This is a genomic window from Endozoicomonas sp. Z74 (assembly GCF_057680865.1).
In genome coordinates this window covers 14,122-39,262 of sequence record NZ_JBLYZI010000051.1, presented here as the reverse complement: position 1 = coordinate 39,262, position 25,141 = coordinate 14,122, and the positions used below count along the sequence as shown (strand labels likewise).

General features: G+C 49.3%; 30 protein-coding genes. 28 read left to right on the top strand and 2 right to left on the bottom strand.

Annotation, left to right across the window (positions count from 1 at the left end; all coding sequences use genetic code 11):
- Nucleotides 1-178: 178 nt before the first annotated feature.
- Nucleotides 179-589 carry a hypothetical protein gene (locus tag ACNRUY_RS15190; protein WP_488112491.1) on the bottom strand — a complete coding sequence of 137 codons (411 nt, stop codon included), beginning with the start codon at nt 587-589 and terminating at the stop codon, nt 179-181.
- A 183-nt stretch (nt 590-772) separates the two neighbouring features.
- Between ACNRUY_RS15190 and ACNRUY_RS15185 the strand changes: the two genes are divergently transcribed.
- From ACNRUY_RS15185 to ACNRUY_RS15175, 3 genes are all read left to right on the top strand, one after another.
- Nucleotides 773-1,240: a mobile mystery protein A gene (locus tag ACNRUY_RS15185; RefSeq protein ID WP_488112490.1), complete on the top strand. Its 468-nt coding sequence runs from the start codon at nt 773-775 to the stop codon at nt 1,238-1,240.
- Nucleotides 1,237-1,833: a mobile mystery protein B gene (locus ACNRUY_RS15180; protein WP_488112489.1), complete on the top strand. Its 597-nt coding sequence runs from the start codon at nt 1,237-1,239 to the stop codon at nt 1,831-1,833. Before ACNRUY_RS15185 ends, ACNRUY_RS15180 begins: the two co-directional genes overlap by 4 nt.
- Nucleotides 1,834-2,139: 306 nt before the next feature.
- Nucleotides 2,140-2,880 (top strand): N-6 DNA methylase, encoded by a 741-nt coding sequence (locus ACNRUY_RS15175; RefSeq protein ID WP_488112488.1) that lies wholly within the window; start codon nt 2,140-2,142, stop codon nt 2,878-2,880.
- 274 nt (nt 2,881-3,154) lie between these two features.
- Here the strand turns inward: ACNRUY_RS15175 and ACNRUY_RS15170 are convergent, their stop codons facing one another.
- Nucleotides 3,155-3,310: a hypothetical protein gene (locus ACNRUY_RS15170; RefSeq protein WP_488112487.1), complete on the bottom strand. Its 156-nt coding sequence runs from the start codon at nt 3,308-3,310 to the stop codon at nt 3,155-3,157.
- A 720-nt stretch (nt 3,311-4,030) separates the two neighbouring features.
- On the opposite strand from ACNRUY_RS15170, the gene ACNRUY_RS15165 reads away from it, so the two are divergent.
- From ACNRUY_RS15165 to ACNRUY_RS15045, 25 genes are all read left to right on the top strand, one after another.
- Nucleotides 4,031-4,300: a hypothetical protein gene (locus ACNRUY_RS15165; RefSeq protein ID WP_488112486.1), complete on the top strand. Its 270-nt coding sequence runs from the start codon at nt 4,031-4,033 to the stop codon at nt 4,298-4,300.
- Nucleotides 4,297-4,440, top strand: coding sequence for a hypothetical protein (locus ACNRUY_RS15160; RefSeq protein WP_488112485.1), 144 nt, complete (start codon nt 4,297-4,299; stop codon nt 4,438-4,440). Before ACNRUY_RS15165 ends, ACNRUY_RS15160 begins: the two co-directional genes overlap by 4 nt.
- A gap of 144 nt (nt 4,441-4,584) precedes the next feature.
- On the top strand, nt 4,585-4,905 hold the full coding sequence (locus ACNRUY_RS15155; protein ID WP_488112484.1) for a hypothetical protein: 321 nt from the start codon (nt 4,585-4,587) through the stop codon (nt 4,903-4,905).
- Nucleotides 4,906-5,157: 252 nt separating this feature from the next.
- Nucleotides 5,158-5,769, top strand: a complete 612-nt coding sequence (locus tag ACNRUY_RS15150; RefSeq protein WP_488112483.1) for a single-stranded DNA-binding protein — start codon at nt 5,158-5,160, stop codon at nt 5,767-5,769.
- A gap of 69 nt (nt 5,770-5,838) precedes the next feature.
- Nucleotides 5,839-6,855, top strand: coding sequence for a phage recombination protein Bet (gene bet / locus ACNRUY_RS15145; RefSeq protein WP_488112482.1), 1,017 nt, complete (start codon nt 5,839-5,841; stop codon nt 6,853-6,855).
- A gap of 80 nt (nt 6,856-6,935) precedes the next feature.
- Nucleotides 6,936-7,937, top strand: coding sequence for a YqaJ viral recombinase family nuclease (locus ACNRUY_RS15140; RefSeq protein ID WP_488112481.1), 1,002 nt, complete (start codon nt 6,936-6,938; stop codon nt 7,935-7,937).
- 100 nt (nt 7,938-8,037) lie between these two features.
- Nucleotides 8,038-9,015 (top strand): AAA family ATPase, encoded by a 978-nt coding sequence (locus ACNRUY_RS15135; RefSeq protein ID WP_488112480.1) that lies wholly within the window; start codon nt 8,038-8,040, stop codon nt 9,013-9,015.
- A gap of 11 nt (nt 9,016-9,026) precedes the next feature.
- On the top strand, nt 9,027-9,356 hold the full coding sequence (locus ACNRUY_RS15130) for a hypothetical protein (protein ID WP_488112479.1): 330 nt from the start codon (nt 9,027-9,029) through the stop codon (nt 9,354-9,356).
- A 71-nt stretch (nt 9,357-9,427) separates the two neighbouring features.
- Nucleotides 9,428-9,712, top strand: a complete 285-nt coding sequence (locus tag ACNRUY_RS15125) for a hypothetical protein (RefSeq protein ID WP_488112478.1) — start codon at nt 9,428-9,430, stop codon at nt 9,710-9,712.
- A 66-nt stretch (nt 9,713-9,778) separates the two neighbouring features.
- A complete protein-coding gene (locus ACNRUY_RS15120; protein WP_488112477.1) occupies nt 9,779-10,075 on the top strand; it encodes a hypothetical protein in 297 nt (98 codons plus the stop codon).
- A 249-nt stretch (nt 10,076-10,324) separates the two neighbouring features.
- Entirely contained in the window at nt 10,325-11,374 is a 1,050-nt protein-coding gene (locus tag ACNRUY_RS15115) for a DUF3150 domain-containing protein (RefSeq protein WP_488112476.1), read from the top strand.
- 53 nt (nt 11,375-11,427) lie between these two features.
- Nucleotides 11,428-13,239 (top strand): vWA domain-containing protein, encoded by a 1,812-nt coding sequence (locus ACNRUY_RS15110; RefSeq protein ID WP_488112475.1) that lies wholly within the window; start codon nt 11,428-11,430, stop codon nt 13,237-13,239.
- A complete protein-coding gene (locus ACNRUY_RS15105) occupies nt 13,236-13,664 on the top strand; it encodes a hypothetical protein (protein WP_488112474.1) in 429 nt (142 codons plus the stop codon). Before ACNRUY_RS15110 ends, ACNRUY_RS15105 begins: the two co-directional genes overlap by 4 nt.
- Before the next feature lie 91 nt (nt 13,665-13,755).
- Entirely contained in the window at nt 13,756-13,974 is a 219-nt protein-coding gene (locus ACNRUY_RS15100) for a hypothetical protein (RefSeq protein WP_488112473.1), read from the top strand.
- A gap of 12 nt (nt 13,975-13,986) precedes the next feature.
- Entirely contained in the window at nt 13,987-15,108 is a 1,122-nt protein-coding gene (locus ACNRUY_RS15095; RefSeq protein WP_488112472.1) for a DUF7146 domain-containing protein, read from the top strand.
- 117 nt (nt 15,109-15,225) lie between these two features.
- The gene (locus tag ACNRUY_RS15090; protein WP_488112471.1) at nt 15,226-15,924 is read left to right on the top strand and encodes a hypothetical protein; all 699 of its coding nucleotides are present in this window, start codon (nt 15,226-15,228) and stop codon (nt 15,922-15,924) included.
- 16 nt (nt 15,925-15,940) lie between these two features.
- Nucleotides 15,941-16,153 carry a hypothetical protein gene (locus ACNRUY_RS15085; protein ID WP_488112470.1) on the top strand — a complete coding sequence of 71 codons (213 nt, stop codon included), beginning with the start codon at nt 15,941-15,943 and terminating at the stop codon, nt 16,151-16,153.
- A gap of 134 nt (nt 16,154-16,287) precedes the next feature.
- Complete coding sequence (locus tag ACNRUY_RS15080) at nt 16,288-17,193, top strand: TcpQ domain-containing protein (RefSeq protein WP_488112469.1); 906 nt, start codon at nt 16,288-16,290, stop codon at nt 17,191-17,193.
- Nucleotides 17,190-18,761 (top strand): secretin N-terminal domain-containing protein, encoded by a 1,572-nt coding sequence (locus ACNRUY_RS15075; protein WP_488112468.1) that lies wholly within the window; start codon nt 17,190-17,192, stop codon nt 18,759-18,761. Before ACNRUY_RS15080 ends, ACNRUY_RS15075 begins: the two co-directional genes overlap by 4 nt.
- A gap of 8 nt (nt 18,762-18,769) precedes the next feature.
- Nucleotides 18,770-20,134, top strand: coding sequence for a type 4b pilus protein PilO2 (gene pilO2, locus ACNRUY_RS15070; RefSeq protein ID WP_488112467.1), 1,365 nt, complete (start codon nt 18,770-18,772; stop codon nt 20,132-20,134).
- Nucleotides 20,118-20,651, top strand: coding sequence for a hypothetical protein (locus ACNRUY_RS15065; protein ID WP_488112466.1), 534 nt, complete (start codon nt 20,118-20,120; stop codon nt 20,649-20,651). Before pilO2 ends, ACNRUY_RS15065 begins: the two co-directional genes overlap by 17 nt.
- Nucleotides 20,648-22,270: an ATPase, T2SS/T4P/T4SS family gene (locus tag ACNRUY_RS15060; RefSeq protein ID WP_488112465.1), complete on the top strand. Its 1,623-nt coding sequence runs from the start codon at nt 20,648-20,650 to the stop codon at nt 22,268-22,270. Before ACNRUY_RS15065 ends, ACNRUY_RS15060 begins: the two co-directional genes overlap by 4 nt.
- A 58-nt stretch (nt 22,271-22,328) precedes the next feature.
- A complete protein-coding gene (locus tag ACNRUY_RS15055; protein ID WP_488112464.1) occupies nt 22,329-23,318 on the top strand; it encodes a type II secretion system F family protein in 990 nt (329 codons plus the stop codon).
- A 40-nt stretch (nt 23,319-23,358) separates the two neighbouring features.
- Nucleotides 23,359-23,862 carry a type 4 pilus major pilin gene (locus ACNRUY_RS15050; protein WP_488112463.1) on the top strand — a complete coding sequence of 168 codons (504 nt, stop codon included), beginning with the start codon at nt 23,359-23,361 and terminating at the stop codon, nt 23,860-23,862.
- A gap of 19 nt (nt 23,863-23,881) precedes the next feature.
- Nucleotides 23,882-25,114 carry a hypothetical protein gene (locus tag ACNRUY_RS15045; RefSeq protein ID WP_488112462.1) on the top strand — a complete coding sequence of 411 codons (1,233 nt, stop codon included), beginning with the start codon at nt 23,882-23,884 and terminating at the stop codon, nt 25,112-25,114.
- Nucleotides 25,115-25,141 lie beyond the last annotated feature (27 nt).

The window sequence follows — 25,141 nt, the reverse complement described above, 5'->3', positions numbered from 1 at the left end:
CATGATCCAGTCCTCTCGGTTGATCATGGCCGCTTCCCTGTTGTTTGCTCACTACAGGTGTCGGCCTGGTTAATCGAGGGGACATCTCAAACTGGTGATTTGGGGACATTAAGGGCTGGTGTTAACAGTAAGCAGCTATCTAGGGAAGGCGTGTCGAATCAGGAAGCCTGTTGGGTGACTAACGGGAATCCCCCACCGAAATTAGGTGGGGGAGGATGTCAAATTTTGATGCCTTTGTTGTGCCAGCTTGGTGAGTTTGCGGGCCACGCCTGCAGTCAGACAGGTAGTGCAGACAGAACTGGTCCAACGCTTGAGAAAGGGCGATCTGGCTCGTTGCATCTTCACAGGAAAAAGACTGTTGCAGGTTTGCAAAGTCCTTCTGTGCCGAATCCACCTGGTCAATGGCTTTCAGGGCACCCCGGAGTCGCTCGGAGTCCCTCATGAGGCTGGTCAGGACAATCTTGAAGCTACTGGTGTTGCCCTGGTAGTTCTCACTGCCGTCCGGGTTTACGTCGGGAACAATGCCAACCCGCTTACGTCCCCTGGGCCTGTGTTCCTGAGTGCCATCAACTTGAGTTTTCTCAGTCATCGCAGGACAAAAACTCCACTACCTGTAATTTCAATACCATTATACTATGCCGTCGGCAGCCGACGCTAAATAAAAGCAGATTTTTCTAGCCACAAGAAAATATTAATCAGCGATTACTTATTATAATTGGTGTTATAATCAGCTATAACTCATCTTATATTTAAATAAAATAGGTTATAGCTAATGAAATGGGATAAGGACCTGAATCTAAAACAGGTTGATGAAACCCTTGGAAAGGTTCGTTCCATGATGGATTTGAGCAAGCCTTCCAAGGGGTGGATTAGCACCATAAGGTCAGCTCTGGGAATGAGTGCTCGTGTCCTGGGTGACCGGATAGGGCTTTCTCAGTCGGGGGTAACTCTGATGGAGCAGAATGAAGCAGCAGGTTCTATTTCGCTAAGGACCTTGGAAAAAGCAGCTGAAGGGCTGGGGTGTAGAGTGGTTTATGTACTCATGCCCGAAGAGCAATCTCTTGTTGCTATGAGAGAAAAACAGGCTTTAAAAAAGGCTAATGCGCTCAACCAGTACGTAGAACGGCACATGGAGCTTGAGGATCAGGGAACGGATATTAAATTTCAGAGTGAAAACACAAAAAGACTCGCTGAGGAATACCTGCGAAGCTGGCCAAGGGACTTTTGGGAGACCCCATGATTAATGATGAATTACCTTTAGGGGCAACGCCTCTGACTCCAGATGATGCAAATGGATTAATACCAAAGGGGATATCTACAAGGGGGCAACTGGATCAGTTCGAGTCTGCCAATATCCAGCAAGGTCTGATTTGGGCAATGCGTGGCAGGAAAAAAACCCAGGATCTCCTGACGGTTGATTTTTGCCTCACGCTCCATAAGAAGCTCTTCAATCGTACCTGGAGTTGGGCAGGACATTTCCGGAAATATGAGGTTAATATCGGGAATACGCCTCCATTAATGGTCCCTGTCAACCTCAGAAACCTCTGTGATGATGCTTGTAGCTGGTTAGAATTCGGTACCTATCCGCCAGATGAGATCTGTTTGAGGCTACATCATCGAATGGTTTGGATACATCCATTTCCAAATGGCAACGGGCGTCACTCCAGGATAATGGCTGACCTCCTGGCCAAAGCCATAGGCCAACCCTTTTTTAAATGGGGCAAATCTGATCTTGGAAAGCAATCCAAGAGCAGAAGTGAATACATTCAAGCGTTGCGCTTGGCAGATCAGGGCGATATGTCTGCGCTCTTGAGGTTCGCGCGGCATCGTTGAAGGCACCAAAACTTGTCTATCAAGGTTCCCGTCAACACAAGACGAGAGAAAAATCCTGTTTGGGAGTATGTCACTGTTGGAAATATTCAACAATATGGTCATTAACGCACTTTTTGATGGATATATCCGACATTCTAACGTCAGCCACTCGTGTTTTTTGGATAAATAAAAACGATGAGATTGTCAATTGTATTTGGTTTTCTGCACAAAATAATGGTTCCATTGAGCCACCTGGCTGATCGAAATCTATTCAAAACTTGATAAACCGAAAAGCTGTGAGATGCTGCCTCAAAGAGAGGGGGCAACATGTCAATAGAACAAAAAGCCATTAATGGCCTGACCAAAAGATTCTTGGAACTTCATGGGAAACCTCATTCCGCAAGTGGCTGGTTGCGAGTGTTCTGCGATTCGATTCTGGAAAAGATGGGGATACCTAATCTGTATTTGAAGGATCAGGAAAGAGAAGATATTGAACCGATTCTGGCCTCATATATGCAGGCTGTGGCCGATCTCCCGGCCTTCCATGACATCCTGGGGGCTGTTTATATGGAACTCGCGTATAAATGCCAACAAAAAGGGCTGGGGCAGTATTTCACGCCCTGGAACATTGCGCTGATGATGGCCAGAATGCAGTCCATTCACGACAGGAAGAACTCGAATGGTTTGACCAGGGTCTGTGATCCGACCTCTGGATCAGGGGTGATGCTGCTGGCAGCTGCACACTGCGTTCAGTTTGAAATGGGGCCTGATGAGCTGATCACATACTCCTTTACTGGCTGCGACCTCGATCTACTTTGCTCCAAGATGGCCCCGGTTCAAATGCTTGCCAATGGGCTGGCCCACAACCTCAGTTTTGGTGAAGTGGTGTTTTATCAGGGCAATGCTCTTGACCCGAACCCTGCGAAAAACTGGAACGTTGTTGTCCATGCAACACACAATACACTGTCTGATGAACCTGTTGTGCCTGCACTGGCAGCGGCCAGAAGAGCGTGTTTGCAGCAAGCTGCCGCTCAGCAACAACAGCAACAGATGGCTCTGTTTGCTTGAATCGTACAAAAAACAGTCAGTGAGAAAAAAGCCGCTGACTGTTGCTAAAATCCGAATATTCCAGAGATTGTCCACCGGGTTGTGCACAACAATTGTGGACAGCAATTTGCGTTGACCCCACGGCGTTTCAGGTGTAAAAAGATATGTACGAAGCCGACGGTCGCGGTAGACGGCTTCTGAAAGACGACCTCACTCAACAATGACCTTTCTTTTGGTCAGCCAAACACGCTCCTCGCTTGCCCGGTTCACCCCGGCGTTTTCCTGCACCTGATTTTCACTCCACCCCACCCACCACTTTGCCCCGGCTGAAGCCTGTTGGCCTGTGCTGCTGTTCCGGCATCAGAGGCAACCCGGTTTCTTCGCCCTGTGTGGCAAGAAAAGTGGCTTGCGGATCGTGAAATTGCCATAGCACCTCACGGTGTCGATCCATCTTCCAACTTGCTGGTTTGTGACCGGTTTACATTCAACCACTCTGGAGATTAGGTCCATGGGATGTGTAATGGTTTTTGCGATGCTAGACTGATTGCAAGCTCTATTACCAGAAAAACAAGGGGGCATATGGGTATTTGGATCTGGCTTGCAGGCTTGATTTTTACATTTGCCATGGTCGGCGTTGTCTACTGGCACGCTGGGAAGACCGACAATAAAAAACACTCAAAAGGGAATCGCTCGTTATGAGCCCACTATTTGTTGTGATACTCATAATGGCTTCAGGGCTATCGTTGGTCGCCATTTGCGCCATCTACGCATACCCTCGTAGAGAAGCGCTGCAGCAGAAGCTTAATAACTGGGAAGCCAGCATTGATAGTCGGCTTAAAAGGGCCAGGCAAAAATAAATATTGGATTTTTGCTGCTATTTGGCGGAACGTTTTCAAGCGTGGTTGCTTTGTTTGTTGTGTATTGGTGCGCAGGCAAGTCTGGTGATCACAAAGGCTGAAAGGGAAAACCATCGGTATAGACATTTGTTGAACCGACTGGCTGACCTTTCTCAACCACTGAGCGGACTCTCCGCTCTATAACTCTCAAACGTGCAGACTTATACATCGCCTTCATTCGAAGTGCGATTCTGATCTGTTATTTCACTTTTATCCACCCATATCCGGGCACGCTATCCCGGAAGGGTGTAGGTGCTCAGGTTACAGGAGTGCCTATGTTCAAAAGAACCAAGAAATTCGGCGTAAAGGTTGTTAGATGTATCGTTGCGACATTTACAATAGATCGGATCAATCAGTTTTCTGAAGATATCAGAAAAGTAGCATTAGTCTTTATGGGGACTGGGATTGTTGAATTATTGAGCGACAAACTCAATCATTTAACTTCCGATGAATCCTTCAAACTTTTGATGTTAGGCGTATTGCTTGAGATCATTGGTTTGGCTATATTCAGGGAAAGAACAAAGAAAGGGGAGATAGAGCCATGAGTCCATTATTCTCAGCAATGCTGGGCATAGCTGTCTTCCTGATCGTCTTTGGCATCTCTGGCCGGTATCTGGCTGACCATAGGGAAGCGATTCTTCAAAAGCTTGATAAAAAGCTTGAGGAACTGGATTCCAAGACCTGAAAACACCTAAGAGAGTGCTTGAAATGAGTCCTTTATTCACTGCAATGCTGTGCTTAGCTCTCTTTTACATTGTTTTCGGGCTCGCCGTTAGGTATGGCCATGACCATAGAGAAGAACTCATAAAAAAGTTTAATAAGTGGATTGATGAGCCTGACTCAAAGACCCCTTAACACTTTCTCACATCCTCCACCTTCGGGACCAAGCTCCCGATGGGCATGGTTCCGTACAAAATACGAGCAAACCATGACCTCTTTCAACATCAGCGGCATTGACATTGATTCAAAAGAATCAGCCATTCGCCCTTTTCCACTCGAACCCAAAATGGAAGCTTTATTGCTGGTTATTGATCATTTTCCCCTCGGCATGATGGGGTATTTGATCGCCAAAAATAGAGCAGAAAGACAGGGCATTCTTGACCAGTTTTATCAGCGTGTGAATGCGTTGATTGAGCAGGTTCAATCTTAACAGCACCACACTCCCCCCCCCGGGGAGTCCCTGCCTGTTCCCCCTCCAAATTTCTTTACTCACTCATAAGAGCCTGTTTTCCGTTGCTATTGCACCCTGGATTGCAGCGGAAAGCACGGTTCCTGAGCCCACCTTTGGGCACTGGAAATCGCCTTGCGGATCATGAGATAGGCGAGATGCCAGTAGGCACTGATCCATCTTTAACCTTTTGCAGCTCTGTCTGCACACGACTAAAACAACAAGGAGCAATCCATGTTCAATCAACTCACCCTCATTGGGCGCCTGGGCAATGACCCTGAAGTCAGGGCCATACCAAATACGGACAAGATGGTAGCGAACATCTCCGTTTGCACCACCCATTCCTATAAACAGAATGGTCAAAAAATGGAGGATACCGAATGGCATTCTGTGGTCGTGTTTAACGGCCTAGTTAATGTTGTTGAACAGTACCTTCATAAGGGGGATACGGTCATGATTGTGGGTCGTTTACGGACTCGCAAATGGCAGGATCAGCAGGGCAATGACCGGTATAAGACCGAAGTTATTGCCAATGAGCTGAAAATGCTTGGCCACCCGACGGGAAACCACCAGAAACAGCCTTCAGAGGCTCAACAGGTGGGTAACCAGTACATTCAGGAAGCAAACCAGCAGTTGCAGCCTCAACAGCCTCAACGGCAGCAGAGCTACCAACAACAACCGGTCCGCCAGGCTCAACAGCCACAGCGGAATCATCAACCCCAACAACCGGCCAACGGTTATCAGCAACAACCTCCACAAGGGCAACAACAGGCCCATGGGGAGATGAATCCATCGCTTTACCGGCAACCGGATTGTTACACGCAAGCCAAAGATCCCATTTTCTGAGGCTGAGACACTACCCCACCGGGGCATACCCCGGTGGTATGCCCTGTCATTTTTTTACAGGAGCATACGATGGCTACGGAAAAACAAGGGCTGATCAACCGGCTGGCAGAACGATTTGGCGTTGCAGATGGGAACCAACTCTTTGATGCCCTGAAGCAGACCGCGTTCTCCAATGGAGACAAGCAGCCAACCGATGTACAGATGATGGCCTTGCTGGTCGTTGCTGATCAGCATGGACTGAACCCCTGGACCAAGGAGATCTACGCATTTCCGGACAAGAATGGGGGGATTGTTCCAGTTGTCGGTGTCGATGGCTGGTCGCGCATTGCCAATGAGCACCCTCAGTTTGATGGCGTGGAATTTACCATGTCAGAAAACATTATTCAGATGGATGAACTCACCAAACCCTGTCCTGAGTACATGGAATGCACGGTGTATCGAAAAGACAGATCGAAGCCTTTCTGTGTCCGGGAGTATCTGGATGAGGTATACAAACCAGCCGTTCAGAAGAGTGGTAACCGGGGGCCATATACGATTACCGGGCCCTGGCAAACCCACCCTAAACGGTTCTTGCGGCATAAAACGATGATTCAGGCGTTCCGTCTGGCCTTCGGTTTTGCTGGTATTTACGATCCTGATGAGGCCTCTCGCATTCGTGAGCAGGAAGAAAAGGATATGGGCGTGGCTGAAGTTGTGGAAACACAGCCCATTCAGTCGCAATCACGACAAATGTTCGGACAGCCACAGACTTCCATGATTGAGCACCAGTCTCAGCCAGACCTGATGGGTCAGCTGACGGGTAATCAGTTACAGGAACAGGGGGTTCAACAACCTGAACCGATCCCCTCTGAATATGAGGTCGTTTCAGCACCGGCAACCCAGTCCCAGTCAATGGGGCAACAGGGTAGCTTTACTCCCAGCCAAAAGTTGTTTGAGTTCACAGCCAATCTGGTTGGTCGTGCCAAGGACTCTGGAGCCTGGGACACGTGCTTTGATTATGCACGACAAAGCTGGCAAGGCGATGAGCAGGATTATGTCATGTCTGAACTGACAAAGGCCCATCAAGCAGCCTGCTCAACCCACTAACCCGTCCGCAAGGACATTACCCTTTGGGGGCTTTCCCCAGGGGGAGCCTCCATCTTTTTATCTGTTGCATGGAGGTTCTAATGAAAATCATTGACCTGGTTCAGGGTTCTGATGAGTGGCTTGCCTGGCGAAAGAAAGGTATTTCGGCCACTGAAAGTGCGGTCATCCTGGGGAAGAGTCCATACTCAACGCCTTGGGACCTGTGGGCTCAGAAGACTGGTTTAATCCAGCCGCCTGATCTTTCCAACAACCCGAATGTAAAAAGGGGAAATCGACTGGAACCCATTGCACGAAAATGGATGGAGGACTGCTTCGGCGATGTTTTGCTTCCAGTTTGTGCAGAGTGGGATGGTGATCCCCTGTTCAGGGCATCCTTTGATGGGGTGACCGGAGGAGGAACACCGGTTGAGTTGAAAGCGCCATCTGAGAAGGTGTTTGATGAAATTGAACAATTTCAGTGCCACAGCTCGGCCTACCATCTCTACTATTACCAGGTTCAGCATCAGTTGCTCGTGACTGAAGCGCAATCCGGGTATTTGGTGTTCTTTCACGAACAGAGGGAACCCATTCACTTCATCATTAAGCGGGACCAGACCCTGATTGAAGAAATGCTTCAGAAGGGGCGTGAATTCTGGAAAATGATTGAAGACAACATCGAGCCTCCTCTTGATCCCGAAAGGGATTTGTTCAGACCGGTCACGGCTGACCAGGAGAAGGAATGGTTGGCGGCTGCATCCGTGTATCGACTTGCTGAACGACATGTGAAGCAGCTTGAGGCGGAAGCAAAAGCTCTGAAAACCAACATGAAACAAGCGGAGAAACTGATGACTTCGCTGATGGGGGAGTTCCAGAGGGCCGACTATGCCGGCATTAAGGTAACTCGCTTTGAGAAGTCGGGTTCCATCGACTACAAGAAGCTGCTCGCCGAGAAGCTTCAGGTTGACGATGCCTTGCTTGAGGCATACCGCCGCAAGTCAACCCAGGGTGTCCGGATCAGCAGTGATCCAGATTACTTTGTCATTCCACAACCTGAAGCTGTGAACCATGATCGGACGGATGTTGCCGTAAGAGCTTGGTTCTAACGCTTTTTCATTCAAACCACTCACCCGACAGGGGCTACAGCATTTGCCCCAGGGTAAGTCTGTGTCTCTGTTTTTTAACGACGGATAACGAGGCACACACATGCGTATTCAACGATACCAGGTCGCCCAAACTTTCAATATTGATGCTCCGGCAGCCATGGAAGTGTTGGGGTTTATGGACGAGAGCAACCCGTTGATTCCCAAGAAAGACAGCAACTATGTCTTTCCAAAGGGGGTTTTACGGGATCTGCTTGCCTTTCTGGGCTCTCCTGACGGGGATGCCTTCTACCTGTGCGGTCCAACCGGTTGTGGCAAGACGTCGATTGCCATGCAGGTGGCCAACCGGCTGAAATGGCCAACAACCAGTGTTACTGCCCATGGCAGAATGCAGGTGCTGGAAATGATTGGTCGAATGGCTCTTGTCGATAATGGACAGGGACAGTCGATCATGCGGTACATCAAGGGGCCATTGTCTACGGCAATGGAGAAGGGTTATCTGTTCATTCTCAACGAGATGGATTTGATGGACCCCAGTGAAGTTGCGGCATTGAATGACATTCTTGAGGGTGGTTCCTTGACGATCCCGGAAACGGGGGAAGTCATTACGCCACACCCTGAATTTCGTTTTGTGGCTACCGCCAACTCAAACGGTGCCGGAGATACTACAGGAGGTTACCAAGGCGTTCTGCAGCAAAATATTGCAGCAATGGATCGCTTTCGGATGACTCAATGTGGTTACCAGGATCCGGACGTTGAGGAAGAAATTCTTCATCGTTTGGTGCCTGAACTCCAGATGGCAAAACCGCTGGCAAAGAAGATGATTGCGGTAGCCAATCGGATTCGCAGAGCGTTCTCTGATACCGAGGGGGCAAGCGATACTCACCTCACTATAACCATGAGCACACGGACACTGATCCGCTGGGCTCGACTGACCCAAGTCTATGAAGGAGCACCGAACACTCTCCAGTATGCCCTGGAAAGGGCGTTGCTGTTTAGGGCGGAACCGGCTCAGGCTGAAGCCATCTTGCGATGGGCTCAGGATGAGTTTGGTGCTGGCTGGAACAGGGAGGCTGCGTAATGGAGTGTTTAATGTTTCAGAAAATTTCCGGACCAAGAAAAATCTGGAGCATAGACATCAACTCCCCCACGTCAGTGGTGGTGTACTACGGAGGCTACTACGACCAATTGAGGACGAAAAGCATTGAATGTTCCAATCCTCATGCGGAACGTGAGAAGCGTATCAGAGAGAAACTGCGCAAGGGGTACAAGGCTATCAATGGCCACATCAATGAGCAGTTACGGTTTGTGGAAGGAGATCCCGATGTGCCTCCACCCAGACCGTCACCGGATCCCAGGGCAGAGGCGATTCCCAGTTTTGACCTGTCCAGGTTGAATAACGGAAGCTCTTTCTGGTTTTGACTTAACAAGCATAAGCACCTGGCGCCCCTGGGTGCCTTGCTTTTGTTTGCTTTCGCATGGAGACAGCCTAGATGCTGGATACAGCGATTATTGAACACTTTGTGGGGCTGTTTAACCTGGCCCTTATGAAGGGCGAATACCTTCGGTTTCCGGACCGGTATTTCAATGTCAAGCCGGATATAGACGAAGGCGTTGCCTTCTACTGTAGCCAGCTTGATAACCTGAAAGTCCCAATGTGGAAACAAAATCTGGCTTTGGCCTATATCAACGATATTGACCAACAGCCGGTTTGGGAGTCGCTTTTCAAGAAGTCGTTGCGTCGAATAGCGCAGGAAATCTTGGATAAGACGCTTTAATTCAACGGACAGAAGACCCGGGCACCTTTGGGTGCCTGGCTTTTTCGCGATAACAAGAAGGCAGTTATGGCCACTGAGACTGAGCGGTTTTTCCAAAAAGGGGATGACCTGTTGATGCTCCGCCTGGTTGATGGATCGAAATACCATGTGTACCCCTCCTGGGATACGCCTAATGGCAAGCTGATCGTAATGCAGGAAGTGCATACCTTTACTCCAGAGCGACTGAAATCTGTGATTTCTGAATGGGAAAAACAGGGATTCTATGAGGTCTATGGGAAAACGGACCACGGTATTTTCTTCGAGAGAATAGGTGGCTGTTTCGACCTGACCAAAATCAGAAGCCTTGATTCGTTCTGGTTTTAACCCACTCACCCAACACCGCTGCTGATGTGGCGGGTTTCCCTGTACTGGCTGAACTCAGTCAGCAGAGGAAAACCCGGTTTCGTCACCATGCCTGCCATGGTACGAAAAGCAGTGTGCGAGTCTTGAAATTACTGTGGCTTTCCTTCGGAAAGTAGACTCATCTTCCATAAAGCACAGCTCTGACTGTGTTCCCTCACCCTGGTTGTCGGCCGACACCCTAACTCAAAAAACCATTAATGGAGCTCCATCATGGAATACATCGATGAGTGTACTTTTGTGCACTTGAAAATCCGTGCCTGGTCTGGACAGAAGTCTTTGACTGAGCGGGATTTTAAACTGGGGGAAGGTGGGGAACTGCCTTCCAAAAAGTCAGCACGACTTGGCAACAAGTTTGTGTACGACAAAGAAAAGTTGAAGGTTTTCCAAACCATTCGAACATCCGCAAGCAGGCGCTGCCTGAGCGTGGGGGCACGAATGATGGGAGCCTTTGCCATTCACAAATCTGCTATCGACGAACTCCAGCACAGCCTGGATCAGTGGAAGGCAACTTACCAACAGGAGGTCCATAATCTTCTCAGTACCTATCATCAGGATGCTGCGAACTGGATCTCCAGTAACTTTAAGCACCACGTTAACCCCACCCCGGCGGAAGATGTGGAGCGTGCTTTTCGTTTCGATTACACGCTGTACCAGATTTCAGGGGACAACCTGCCAGACTCGGAAGAGTTTGCAGACAGTCTTCTGGATGATGTTTCCAAGGATGTAAAACAGCTTTGGGAGAACTCGATCTCCGGGAAGGCCAAGGTTTCCCAGAGGTTTTTGAACCAGCCGTTCGAGTCTGTCTATAGCAAACTAAAACTTTTAAGTTTTGGGGATGGAAGGATTTTAAAAATTCTTTCAGTTATGGATGAACTCAGAAATCGGTTCCCTAAATCCGGTGGTCTTATCCAGGGCTCGCAGGAGCATCTTCTGTTAACCAACATCCTGATGGCTCTCATGAGCCCGGATCGGTTGATGGATATCCTGAACCAGCAAGGCAACGTCTGGAGTCTTTCTCCTGGACAGCCTGCAACACCACTTGGTGTTCAACCGAACACTCAACCCGCTGCAAGCGCTCCTCAACCTTCTGTGATTCAAGCAGAGGTCCAGGAACAACCGCAATGCTCTGACCCTGTACTTGTGCCTGAACCGGTGCCAGTGCCACAACCTGTACCACAGCCAATGCCCAAACCCAGGCCGGACATTCTGATTCCTGAACAGGAAATAGTGCAACCGGCCTCTGGCAGCTTCTGGTTCTAACCCTTCACTTCCGGGGCTTCTCGCAAGCCCCTCACTCAACTTCGGAGATCCACATGAACAGCATTTTTAATGCTTTGCCCATTGTTGCGGCCAGTTATGGCGATGACATGGGTGTAAAGGTATTGGTTGGAGGCACAAAGGCCTGCACCAATGGTGAGTTGATTCAGGTTCCGAACCTGGATATTCAAGCCAATCCGGACTTGAAGAGCGTTTTGTGGGGCTATTTGTCCCATGAAGCCGCTCACGTCAAGTATTCCGATATAGAAAAACAGTACTTTGTTGGCCTGCCTCCTTTGGGGATCTCAATTCAGAATCTGATCGAAGATATCCGGATTGAGAACGCCCTGATTGAGGAGCTGCCGGGGACTCGCTTCACCATGGATGACGTGAATGATTACCTGAAACGTAATTACAAACCGAGTTCCGAGGAGAAGGAAAAGTCGGCGCAAGTCCTGTTCAGTTACCTCTATGACTGGCTGTACTGCGTTTACAGAGAGCAACGGTTCCTGCAAAAAGACCTGGATGCGTCCCGTCGTTTATTTGACCAGACGTTTCCAAAGAAATTATGCAGTGAGCTGGAGAATCTGATCAGGCAAAGGTTACCGGGTGTCCGTTCGACCGGTGACGTAAACCAGCTGACCAAAGAAATATTGGCACTGGTAGAACAACACATTACCCCTGAAGAACCTGAAGATGAGGAGCAGGATCAGGAGCAACCACAGCAACAATCCCAGTCCAACCCTGGCGATGGCCAGCAAGGGCAGGGCACGGGCAACCAAACCCAGGTATCGGATTCAGGTGCCAACGGCAATGATGATGGGCAAGGGGGCAGTGGCCAGAAGCAGGATGATAGCCAATCTCAGTCCGGGCAAGACTCAAACTCCGGGTCTCAGTCTGGAATGGACGGTAATGACAGTAGTACTGGGCAAGGTAGCGGGGGCCAGCGCGATTCGTCGGATTCCTCCCAAAACCAATCGGCCAGTGGTGCTGGAAATGGCAACAAGCATGAAGCGTGCAGGGCCGCGCTGAATGCCAGCAACAGCGACTTGGAAAGTGATCAGGGAGAAATCCTTAGAGCGATCCTGGAAGCTAACGCAGACACCTCTGGTGACCACCTGGACTACCCGGAGTTGAGCTATGACGAACGCCTTTTTCAAATGGGTAACGTCAGTCAGATCAATGACGGGGTGCTCAACGCTTCCAAGTTGAGAGCAAAGCTGACCGGTCTGGTTCAGTCTCAACAGTTGCGGCGCAACTACGAGACCGCCAATGGGCAACATATCAATACCCGCCGTCTGGATCGGATATTGGTGGGGGACTTGAGGGTTTTTTCTCACGAGTCTCCACGCAGGGCAGTCAACTCTGATGTTTGTTTGTTGCTGGATTCGTCCGGCAGCATGACGCAACAGGGCAGAGACACCATCTGCAACTCTGCGACAGCCTCCCTTGCCCTGGCATTGGGTGATATTCGAGGTGTTGATGTCTGTGCAGCTACCTTCCCGGGGGCTCAATCAGCCGTCGGACCGTTAAATTATTTGGGTAAACCGGTTCGCAGGAATCTGGGGCGTTTCCAGATCAAACCACACGGAGGAACCCCTCTGGCGGAAGCTCTGCTCTGGGCTGTAAAAGAACTCAGGAAGGGCAAACGCGAAAGGAAGGTCGTGTTGGTGCTCTCTGATGGTGATCCGTTCAACGGGCCAATCGTCAAGAAGATTATCAACGATATGGAGCGTTCCGGCGTTCATCTGGTTGGCATTGGTATCCAGACGGACGCCATGGCCAACTACTTCACCCACAACATAGCCATAGATCAGCTCAACGACCTGGGCCCCAGACTCTTTGAGGTCGCACGGAGGATCATATGAACGATGAGTTTCGTGATCTGACGGAAACCGGGTATACCAGGCTGAGTGAGGCTGTGTTTAACGATGCTATTCAGACCGCTTTTGGTGTGCGTAGCCAACTATCCAATGCCGCAGGAAGGATGCGGAAAGTAAACCCTGATGAGTGCCGGGAGGTATGGTTCTGGATAGAGAGCGACGATGAAACGTCGCCGTTCTCGTTCATGAATTGTGCCTTGAGTCTCGGTATTGACCCATTCTCGTTCAGAGATCTTTTGAGGACACAATGGCGGCAGATAAGGGGGAACCCTTCCAGCCCGTCATTATATGACAAGGTATTTGTCTGTCCTGTCCAAACCAGAGCAGAAGCAGACCGGTTGTTTATCCGTTCACCTGAGCCCGAAAGGGTGGAGGTAGATGGTGGCTTCCAGTTTGCCCTTGCGCTCTGACACTTAATACAACTCAACCCCGACTGGGGCATGTATATGCCCCGACAGGGGAGGTATGTGCCTTCAGTCTCTTACCTGTAGGGAAAGAGCAATGGCCAATCAGCCAGTAAGGAAAAAAAGACTCACCTTCGAGCAAGTGGGGAAACACTTTTTTGCCATCGTGTACCAGTATGCCTGGCACCAATGGGTGCCTTATATGCGGATAAATGTTCCACAAATTCCAGACCTTTCAGAGGAATGGGACGGTGAAGGGATGAGCCCTTTGTTCAACGGGGTCACGCTTCGCTATGTACCCGATGAAACCCAGTAAGGAGTAACGGAAATGAGAGACAGCAGAAAGACGAAAGACCAGGCGGCTGGAAAGTGGCTTGAGATCCTGCATGATCTTGCTCCCGCACTTCAGCCTGCGATTGCCAATCTTGGCCGTCATGTACCCTGTCCTATCGGGACTGGGAACACAGACGGGTTCCGACTTTATAAGGATGCTGCCCAAACCGGGGGAGGGGTATCCAATGCAGAAGGAAGTTTTCCAGACGGATTTAACCTGCTGATGTGGGTGAACGACTGGAAGTTTCCTGAAGCCCATGACGAAGTTTCCAAATGGTTGAACGGCTCTGTAATAACAGAACCAACAGTCAGGAAGGTAACTAAGCCCAGCAAGAAGGAACATGATGATGAGGCTGAAAAAGCGCAACGGCAGCGGAAGTTGCTGAATCGCCTTTGGTCACAAACCCATGATCTCAATACTGTTGAGGCTGAACCGGCCATGTCCTATCTGGCCCGGAGACGCTGTTTTCCGTTGCCCTGGGATATTCCCGACCTGGCACTGCACAGTTCGCTCCAATACAAGGAGAAAGGGAGTAAAAATCGCCATTTCCCTGGATTACTCGCTGTTGTGAGAGATCCAAGAGGAAAAGGTGTCACCCTCCATCGAACGTTTTTAACGCTGGATGGGAGCAAGGCGCCTGTTGATCAGCCCAAACGCATTATGCCTGTACCGGTAGACCAATCGTTGTCAGGGAGCGCCATTCGGCTGCAACCAGCCAACTGGAGGGGAGAGGTCATAGGCGTTGCGGAAGGTATTGAAACAGCACTGTGTGTCACTTGTGCAACCCATATGGTTTGCTGGTCAACCCTGACCGGTACACTGATGGCCAACTTTACCCCTCCTGAGTGGGTAAAAAAGGTCGTTATCTGGGCGGACTGTGACCGTGAAAATCTCATCATGCGCAATGGTGAACTCACGGATACAGGCTCTGCCGGCCAAAGGGCGGCGCATAAACTGCAAAATCGTCTGTGGGAGGTGGGTATTGAGTCAGAGATTCGTTTACCCCCACCCGGTCCGCTGATGCTTCAGCAGAAATCGGTTGATTGGGCAGATATGTATAGCCGTTATGGAAGCAAGCCTTTCTTTGAGAATGATCATCGAAAATGGGCTGTTTGAACCAATGCAGCTCGCCCTTCGGGGCGGGTATGCATACTTTTCAACCAAAAGTTGAAATAGCAGACTTTCGTGAGATAGTGCCCCTACAACAAAACAAACCAACAAGAGGGCTTCTCCATGTTTCCTGTACTTTCTTTCCTAACCGTTGAAGCGGATAACCATTGTCACACCGTTTATTGTTCAATGAAATCTGACAGGAGCGATATCAAAGCTTTTGAAGTGACATCCCGGATCCAGACAGAAAACCAGAAACTGGTTGCTGAATTGTTTGTTATACGTCATGTGCTGACGGAATTGGAAATAATCAAAAACCCATCAGCTGAAAATGTTGCTTTGCAATGCTCTCAGGGCGCAATCAAAAAACTGGTTCGAAAATCGTCAACAAAACTGGACGCCAATCCATTTGCTCGTTTTTTGACAACACGATTTCCAGGAATCCGAATCAAAACAAAACACGACAAATCCTTAATAAAGCACGTCCCTGTCGTTAAAAAACTGGTAATCAATAAATGTCCTGTAGAGACAGAGAAAACCTGTATTGGTGACATCAAACTGACTGAACATGCCACCCAACGATTCCAGGAGCGCTTCCATGCCGACAAATCCATCGGCGTGGCCACGACAATTCTGATCAATTTGCTTCGATACTGCGATATGAACCCCGTCAGTATTGATGGGCGAAAGCGGAACCGGGCATTGATCAGCCACCAAAAGAATGCGGAGTACTGGAAAAACGGAAATACCTGTTTTGTGACAGTCCCGGAGAATGGACGAAAGGTACTGGTGACCGTTCTACCATACTTTGCAGCAACATAAAGAAGGGAGAAAGAAAATGATCCAGATCAAGAATTTTGGTAGAGATCGATTTGTAGAAACGAAGGAAGAGTTAAACCTGATTCTCAAAAGTGATTACCGGGGAAAAGACATCTCCATCAAAATGCCAACCCCTTCCGGAACAGGAAAACTGTTTTTTGTCAGCGTTGATTTTGAAGGTGTGGTTCGGGAAACCTACGGAAAAAAGCAACCCATCAAATTCTTATATTGATTAAAAATAAATCATAAATTTTGGAATTACGATTGTTTATTGAATTTTTTCACAATGTCCCTATACCCTGCGTCCATACGAATGGACACTCAGACGCAGAGAGAGCTGACCAGAAGAATCAGGGGACGGGAACCGTGCGAATAAAGCCAATTATCATCGGGGTATCGGCAGCCATGCTGTCAGGCTGTGTGACGACTCAGCAACCCCCCATATCGACGGGTGATGAGACACTGGATAGTTTGTTGTCTCAGTATGAGAGCAATCGCTATGTGATTGTCTCTGACCCTTACACCTTGTCCGCCGCTGAACGGGAAAAACTTGAGGCTGATGGTTATCAATTGCTGAAAGCCGAAAAGATGGATGAGTCCGGATACATGATCGCCCCGGTTGATAATGGCAGCCTGGCAACTACGACGCTGAACCGTTACGTCACCCGGGATGGAATTAACTACCGGTTTCTGAACTCTGTTCCTGCTGAGGAAGCCCTGATCGATGTAGCCAAATCCAGCACGGTCTCTGAAGCCCATGACGCGGCCATTGCCTATGAAGAGGGAGAGGATAAAACGGATATTGACCCACTTGATGATGATGTTTTCCTTTTGGCCAGCACTGAGGAAATCAGCGACCAGGATTTGATTGAAGCAAATGAGCTGGGGGACGATGCATCGGAGCCTGAGATGTTGCTTGCGGCTGTCGGGGAAGGGCTGGATTCTGCCGCCATTGAAGTGGCCCCCGTTCCTGAAATTGAAATCCGGCCAACTTACCAATGGTATGCGGGTGAGACCCTGCAGACATCACTTCGACGTTGGGTAGAAGATGCGGGTTATAACCAGCTTGTCTGGTATGTCTTTGATCAGGAAGGGGATGTCATTGAGATCCCGATTGCTTCAGATCATGAGTTTACCTCTGACTTTGAGGCGGTGCTGGCCAAAGTAAAAAGAGCCTACGCAACCGCCCCTCGAAACCCGATCAACCTCGATTTCATCATTAAACAGGGCAATAAAACGCTCGTCGTCACCAACACGGGAGCCGCCCGATGAGAAAGCCCTTGTTACTGACACCGCTGGCCCTGATGCTGGCAGGTTGTGCCGTCAACACCCCGGTTATTAAAGAAGGCATCACTGAAACCAGTACCCGGGCAGAACAGCTCCACCAACAGGTGACTGACAGCGGGATGTCTCTGGACCACGGGTTCAATGTGACCATTGATGATGGGATCTGGGTTGAAACCGAAACCGTCAAGTCCAGCACCATACTGCCGGCATCCATCACACAAACAAAGTACACGTTTGTGAATCCGGACCCGATGACTCTGGAACAAATTGCTTCCTTCCTGAACCTGAAAACCGGTGTCAAGATTGCCCGGGCCCACGAACTCATTGATCAGGAGGCCGAAGCCAACAAGGGGCAGGGTAACTCTAGCCACTATACAACCGGCACTAATCAGTCCAGTACACAAAGTGGTACCAAAGACTTCATACCAACTGCTCCGTACCGACCCAATATGAAGAATGTCACGATGAGAGAGTTTCTTGATCATCTGACAGCGACACTGGGCATTAGCTGGAAGTACACTGAAGGCCAGGGTGTGCAGCTGTACTATTACGACAGCAAAACCTTTTATGTGCATACCACCAGTTCTGATTTCAAAGCAACCAGCCTCAGTAAAAATACCAGTGACTCAGGCACAGAATCATCCTCTGGCGGGGAATCCAACCAGACTATTGAAGTCAGCATACAGCCCAATTTCTGGTCCAGCCTGACGGAATCCCTGAAGAACATACTCACCGAGGATGGAACCATCATTATCAACCATGCCACGGGTGCGGTGACGGTCAATGATAACCAGCAGGTGATCAATAAAGTTCAGGCATATATCCGGGATCTGAACCGAATGCTGAAGCTGGAAGTGCATATGCGACTGAATGTTATCAGCCTGAAAGTGAAGGCCAGTGATGTTGCCGGACTGTCTTATGACCTGATTTACAAGAGCCTTGATGAGGCATTAGGACTGCAAACATCCAGACCGGGTGGTAGCAGCAGTAGTATCAGTGGTGAAATTCTCAGTGGTCGGTGGGAAGGCAGCAAAATCTTCATTGATGCCTTGTCAGAGAGAGGTGAAGTCACCAGCTCGATTACATCCGATTTAATTATCAGTAACTACAAACCGTATCACTACAGAAACGGCGGCACGATCCGATATCTGGGCAACCTGACCACCACCAACACACCGGATATAGGCACTTCCGAGTCAGCGGAAATCAATTCTCTGTTTACCGGTACAGGCATTGTCTTTTTACCAAACATCTACGACAAGGAATCGCTTTCCCTTGATCTGATGCTCAGTCAACAGGATCTGGCCCGGTTTGAACAGATCGTTCTGTCGGACAAGACCATCAAACTGCCAGAAACCACCAATCAAGACCTAATTAGCACCCTGCAAATGCGCACAGGGGAAAGCCGGGTACTGGCTACGTTTGAGATCAAGCGGAACAGTACGGACAATGCCGGTACTCTTGCCCCGGACAACATGCTGCTCGGTGGAAACCAGGCGGCTGAAGGGTCCAGAGAACTGGTGCTGATCATTGGCTCTCCAAGGATACGTTAGGAGACCCTATGCCGACCAATACGACAAAAAACTCAAAGGCTGCTATCGGTAAGTCCAGACTCCTGGAGGTCAACGGCAGGCCCATTGCGGTTGGTATGCACTGGTATGCCCATGCTTCCGGGGATAAGCGAGCCATATCAAGGGCTGCCTCTGAATGTGGGGGCTCATTCGGGGTTAGAGTTCCTTCCCAGAATATTGCCCTGACCGGGTTTTATAATGGCTCCAAGGCGAGCAAGAAGCTCTATTCAGGCGCATTGTTGGTTGCGAAACTCTATGAAAAGGGGGTGTTTGTTTTCCCTCTTGAGGATGATGAGTACTGGGTACTCGTTATCTCCGATGGTCAGCCGGTCTGTGGTTACGACCAGGTATGCGATGAAGCGTCCGCCCAGGCCATTATTACGCAGATTGAAAGTGTCTATGATGTACTGCCGGTCTATGCCGGTCCGAGCTTCAGCACTAAACACTCTGTTCATGAACCATCCTCTCCCATGGAGCTCCAAAGACTGTTCAGCCCAGAGCGACTGACCGCTGAATACGGTTTAAGCCGACAAACCAAAAAGTATTTGAACTACGCCCCACAGGGAGCCGGGGTGGTTTTATTGCTGATGGCAGGCTTGCTAATGGTTAAGTCCGGTATCCTTGGAGGTTCAGTAAGGGATATTCAGCAACAGAAACAGGCAGACCAATGGACTACTCAGGCTTCCTGGGAGCGGGATAGTATCGTCACCAGTTACAACCAGATTGCTTCCAATTACCCATTGGATAACTGGATTTCCTCATTACTGACAACCATCAACCAGATTCCTCTTGAGACCGGTGGCTGGCTTTTCAATGAGTTTGAATGTGAAGCACGGAAACCTCATTGCACAATCACCTGGCGAAACAGTGGCTATGGCACTTTCAAGTCCCTGGATTTCAATGTGCGATATCTCGGTGCCTTTGGTATGAAGGATCCGGATGAGGTCAAGCAAACCATTAACATCGTTAATTATGTTGAACATCGTTTCAGCCTCAATGACGTCGAGAAAGAACTGATACAGCTACCCAGCTTCGATGATTTCAAACTTCAGCATGTGAGCGTCCTGCAATTACTGAGAACAGTACCTGGAATGGAGTTTTCCATCGAAAAACCGGTTCCAGGTCCAAAGGTCAGTCCATCGCCTGTTGGTGTCGAACAAAGCATTGATTTCCCAACCTATGCCAAAGGAACCTGGGAGTTGAACGGAAAGGGGCTGAATATTCTGGTTGATGCAGCACTGAAACTGAACCCGTCGGTCTACTTCGGCCAATCCCTGAAGATCAAGATCATATACAACAAGCAGACGATCAGCGCAGATTGGGTTATTGGGGGTGAATATGTTAGCAAATTCTAAACAGCTGCTTCTCTTTTTGTCTGTCCTGGTGCCGGTAACCAGTGCTGCCCAGCTACAGAGCACGGGAACCGTGGATGCCCTGATTAAACAGGGCCAGGTCGAGTACCAACGACAACAGCAGGAGATCAAGGAAGCGGCACAGCAACGGGTTAATCCAGTCCAGAAAAAGAAAGAGGTGGTGCCAACGGAGTTTGATTTTTTAATGGAACGCAGTGGCAGTATAGGAATCAAGGAGTACGTTGACCGGTTGAATTTTGTCGGCCTGTTCTCAGCAGGTGATAAGCAAGAGGCCAAAATCTATTACAAAGGGGCATCCAACTATTACAAGGTCGGTGAACGCCTGCCCCGAGGGTTTGACCTGGTGGAGATCGGGAGCAATCACATCAAGGTTCGAAGTGTTTCGACCCGGCAAGTGCAAACCCTGCATATGCGCTCCATTGCATCGGTGGAAGATGAAAAACGGCAGTTCTACTCCCAGAGCGAGCAGCTGAACATTGACCCGAGGCGAATCCGATGACCATTGTTAAACACCTTGAAGAACTGCATCAACAGTGTGGCCGGGAATCGGTAATCCAGTCTGAACACGGAGGCCTTGTACCGCTTCCCTTTTGGGTAGCCGATGACGTGGCCTTGATCGGGCCTCCTAAGTCAAAGAGCGTTTATATTGTCTGTGCCCCGGAAGTCAAAGGGGGACAGGCTTTTTTTAATGCCGTCAATTCATGCCACAGCAAACGCGTCTCCATTGCTGATACGGTTGTGGTAGAACGCTCCATTATCAAAATGCTGAAGGAGGATGGCTCCAAAGGGGCTAGTGCAAAGGCCTCTACGGCGGCAGATCAGATCCTGTTTGACCAGATGATGAGGGAAGCCGTGTCTCAGGGGGTTTCGGATATTCTGATCGACAACAACAATGGTCGTTATAACATCAAGTTTGATATCGACACCATTGTTCGGTCCGTTCGGGGTATTCCTCGCATTGAGGCTGAAAGCATGATGCGCCACTTCTATCAGAACATTGCGGACCAGAGCGTGGTGGAAGATCCCGTTTTTTCCTTTGAGAAGGCGCAGTTTGCTGCTGGTGATGGTATTTGGGATGACCAGAAAATCCGGATTCGCTATCAGTCCAAACCTTCTTTTCCAGAAGGGTGCGATTTTGCCCTCCGATTGTTGAACCTGTCGGATGCAGGTGGCTTCAGTCGCTACAACGACCTTCGTCTGTCAAACAGTCAGACAAGCCTGCTTCGTGAGATCAATAACCGGGAATCGGGCGCCATCATCTGCTCAGGCACAACAGGCTCTGGTAAAACAACGTCAATCAAAGTGATGGTTGAGGAAAAACTTCGAGATAACCCGGGCATACAGATTCGTACCGCCGAATCGCCCCCGGAGTACATCATCAAGGGAGCCAGGCAACACCATGTGGGCGAGGACGTTTCAGGTGAAACGGATGTTTATGTGGAAGCGGTAAAAGAGCTGATGCGGATGCGCCCGGACCGGATCTATATCGGTGAAATACGAAGCCGCCAGACCGCAGAGCTGTTTGGTCGTGCGGTACTGTCGGGCCATGGTGTGTATACCACGATCCACACGGATTCGCCCTATGAGATTATTACCCGCCTTGAAGGGGAAGGGCTGTCCCGGGATGTAATATCATCGGGCAATTTCATTAACGGGTTGATTTACCAGAAGCGGGTAGCAAGGCTGTGTGATCACTGCAAAATACCGCTTTCCAGCCTCAACCGTAAAGCCATTACAAAGCGATTAAACCTGTTGAAGACAGACCTTTCTGGCGTTCATTTTCATAACAAGGAAGGGTGTGAACAGTGCTCTGGTCGTGGTATTTCCGGCTCCATTGTCTGTATGGAAATGGTGCGTCCCAATAAAAAAATGCGTGACTGCCTTAAACGCAAGGATGAGAGAGGTTTCTACCTGGAATGGGTAAGGGCGGGTGATGAAGCCGGGTATGGCGATGCCATCGAGACCTCTCTATACCATGGCCTGAGAAACATGATGAGTGGTTTGATCTGCCCTGAGCACATTGAATGGCGGTATGGTGAATTGAGCCCACTGCTTCTTATGGAGTTCACTCACACATGGAGGCAGGAAGATGGTTTCCGCATTAGCCTGGGTCAGTAATTTCAGGGTTGAACAGCATATAGCGGACATCAAGGCCAATCACAAACGTCGGGCGGCCTTGTACGACCTGTTGGAAAATTATTGTCAGTCAATTCCATCCATTGTCGATGTGCTTCAGCGTATCCGGTTCAGGAAGGAGGAAGACTCAGACAGCGAGTATCGGGTGTTTGAGGCGATACTTCATGAGATCGAAGCCAATAACCTGCCGCCTCTGGAGGCCATGGCCAAGTTGTTTCCACCGGATGAAATTGCCCTGATCGAGTCCGCGAGCACTAAAGGCCAGGTTCACAAAGGATTTGCTAGGGCTCGGGATATTGCAAAGAGGCGGGCGGAGGCCAAGTCATCCATACGTATGGCATTGGCCTATCCACTCTACATTGTGATTTCGAGCCTGATGCTGTTCTATTTCATCCTGGATAAAACCGTCCCGGAAATGGATCGATTCCTCCCCTGGCATCAATGGCCAGAGTGGACTCAACCGTTACACACCGCCTATTTGATATTGGTGGAGAACAACCACTTCATATTGGCTGGTTTTTTCCTCTTAGTGGTTTTTGTCTACACAACACTCAAGCTGAGTCGCTGCCGCCTGCGTAATGTGTTGGATCGGCTACCGCCTTGGAGCGTTCAGAAGAGAATACAGGGCAGCATCTTTCTGATTGCCTTGGGGGATTTGATCAATAGTGGGGATTCGTTCCCGAGAGCGATACGTCGCTTACAGGAATACGCTCCTGCTTATCTGGCCTCTTACCTAGAGGTCATGATTGACCGGCTGGAAAATAATGAGCGGGTTCCTGATGCTCTGGACTGCGGCTTATTCAGCAGAAACACCTGTGGTTACATCAAAGATTTTTCTCACTTAAAAGTGTTTGGACAAAAAATCATTCAAATCGGAGAAAAATCGCTTGATGAAACGGTTTCCTTTATCAAGGTTTTGGCAATGTCAATTGGTTTGATTGGTGTCATTACGATGGCCGGCTCGAACGGCTATATTGCAATGTCCACTAATGCAGTCCAAAAGGCATTTATTACAGAAATAAGACAATAACTTAGTGGAGTGTGTTGTTATGAGAAAACAGAAAGGCTTCGTGAGTAATGAAATTGGTATCGGAATCTTTGTTGTCACTGGATTGGGGTTAGCCGCTTTTATTACAGCTCAGAGTTTGGTCAGTGAATCGAATTCATCCATTATGGTATCCCAGACTCAGGAAACTGTTAAAAATATCCGGCAAAAATACCGCTATCAGGGAGATTATTCTGATCTCAGTACGGAGCAGGTGATCAAATTAAATGCAGCCCCAAAAACCATGGTTGCCAATGATACTACGCTGGTTAACCCCTTTGGCGGAGAGCTGACATTTGAATCGACTACCTGCACAGGATCCAACGATTGCTTTACAGCACAACATACACGCCTGCCCTCTGACATCTGTGTCAATTATGTCAACGGCATGGTGGAGTTAAGCGATAGTATCCGGGTTGGCCAGGCAGAAGTGAAAAAAAGCGGTGAGTACACCATCACACAATCAGCCCTGACTACAGCCTGTGATAATGCTGCCAATACTGTGCAGTCCACCCATACAAGAGCATGAAAAACCAAGGGAGAGACCCATGAAACAACAAAAAGGCTATGTTCTGTTGCCTCTGGCAATCGGCATCATGGTGATGGGCTCAATGGCCATTACCCATGCGGTTCTCTCCCAGGGTGACTCCCTCGACAAGTTGGCCTATGCCACAGGCAAGGAAGCCGGGCAGGTCAACAATGCAGTTCGGACCTATATTTCCCGCAATGCCAATGATGACAATATCATTCCAGAAGGGATAACCCAGTATCGGGGTGTTAAATGGCTCAAAAGCCAGGCTAACTGTGGAAGAGGGGCGACAGCGGATATAGCTTATCTGCCCTGCGACTACCCTGAGATTCTGCCTTTGCGTATGGAGTACAACGTCACCATCACCAAGAACGCGGCTACTGGTGAAGTTCGGGCTGAAATCGACCTCGGCATACCCAATGACAGCGTTCACAATGTTGGCCATGTATCGGGCCAGGTGGTTTCGGGTGCCAAGGGAGTTTCAACCCTGAATGCCGATCCTGATTACGGCGGCCGGGTATTCTTCGATGCCAGGGACGATGAAGAAGGCCGGGTAACCCTGGTGGCCAGCAACTCAGCGGATTCTGATATCTACCTTCGGGCTGATGGCAGTGTGAAGCCTACCCATGATTTTGACTGGAACAATCGCAGTTTGCAGAACGTCCGGTCTATGACCATCACTCAGAATTTGTTCGCCGGCGGCGATGTTACCTCCAGTGGTAACCTGAGAGCCCGGACCTTTGCTGACATTGATGACGACTCGTTTCAGATTTCACCGGCAGGAACCAGTACGGCCAATTATGTCCAGGCAGAACTTATTAAGCTCAATGAAGAGATAGACACTAATATTTCGTGTGAAGACAAAGAGTTGGGCGTTAGTTTAGAGGGAGAACTCATCTTCTGTAAAAACAGCCAATGGGAGCTGGTTTCTGCACCTTCCAGTGGTATTAAAAAATTTGAACCAAAGTCTTTTGGTGCAGGTAAGTATGCAATTCCTGCAAATGCTGTAGGCATGTTAATTGAGACATACAGGCCTCCATACGGAAGTGCTTCTATTTCCTTTGATAACGGTATTAACTATGGGAGCTGGTATTTGAATCGCACAGGAAGTAAGGGGCATGGTTATGAGATTAGAAATATTGAACAAATTGATATTCCTGCAAACTCATGGGGCACTAGACCGCAACATGTAACCCTCTCTCAGGGAGGTGGTGGGAGCATTATATTAAAAGGCTGGTTTTATAATGGTTAGAAAAAAGCCCCGGATAACACGGGGCTT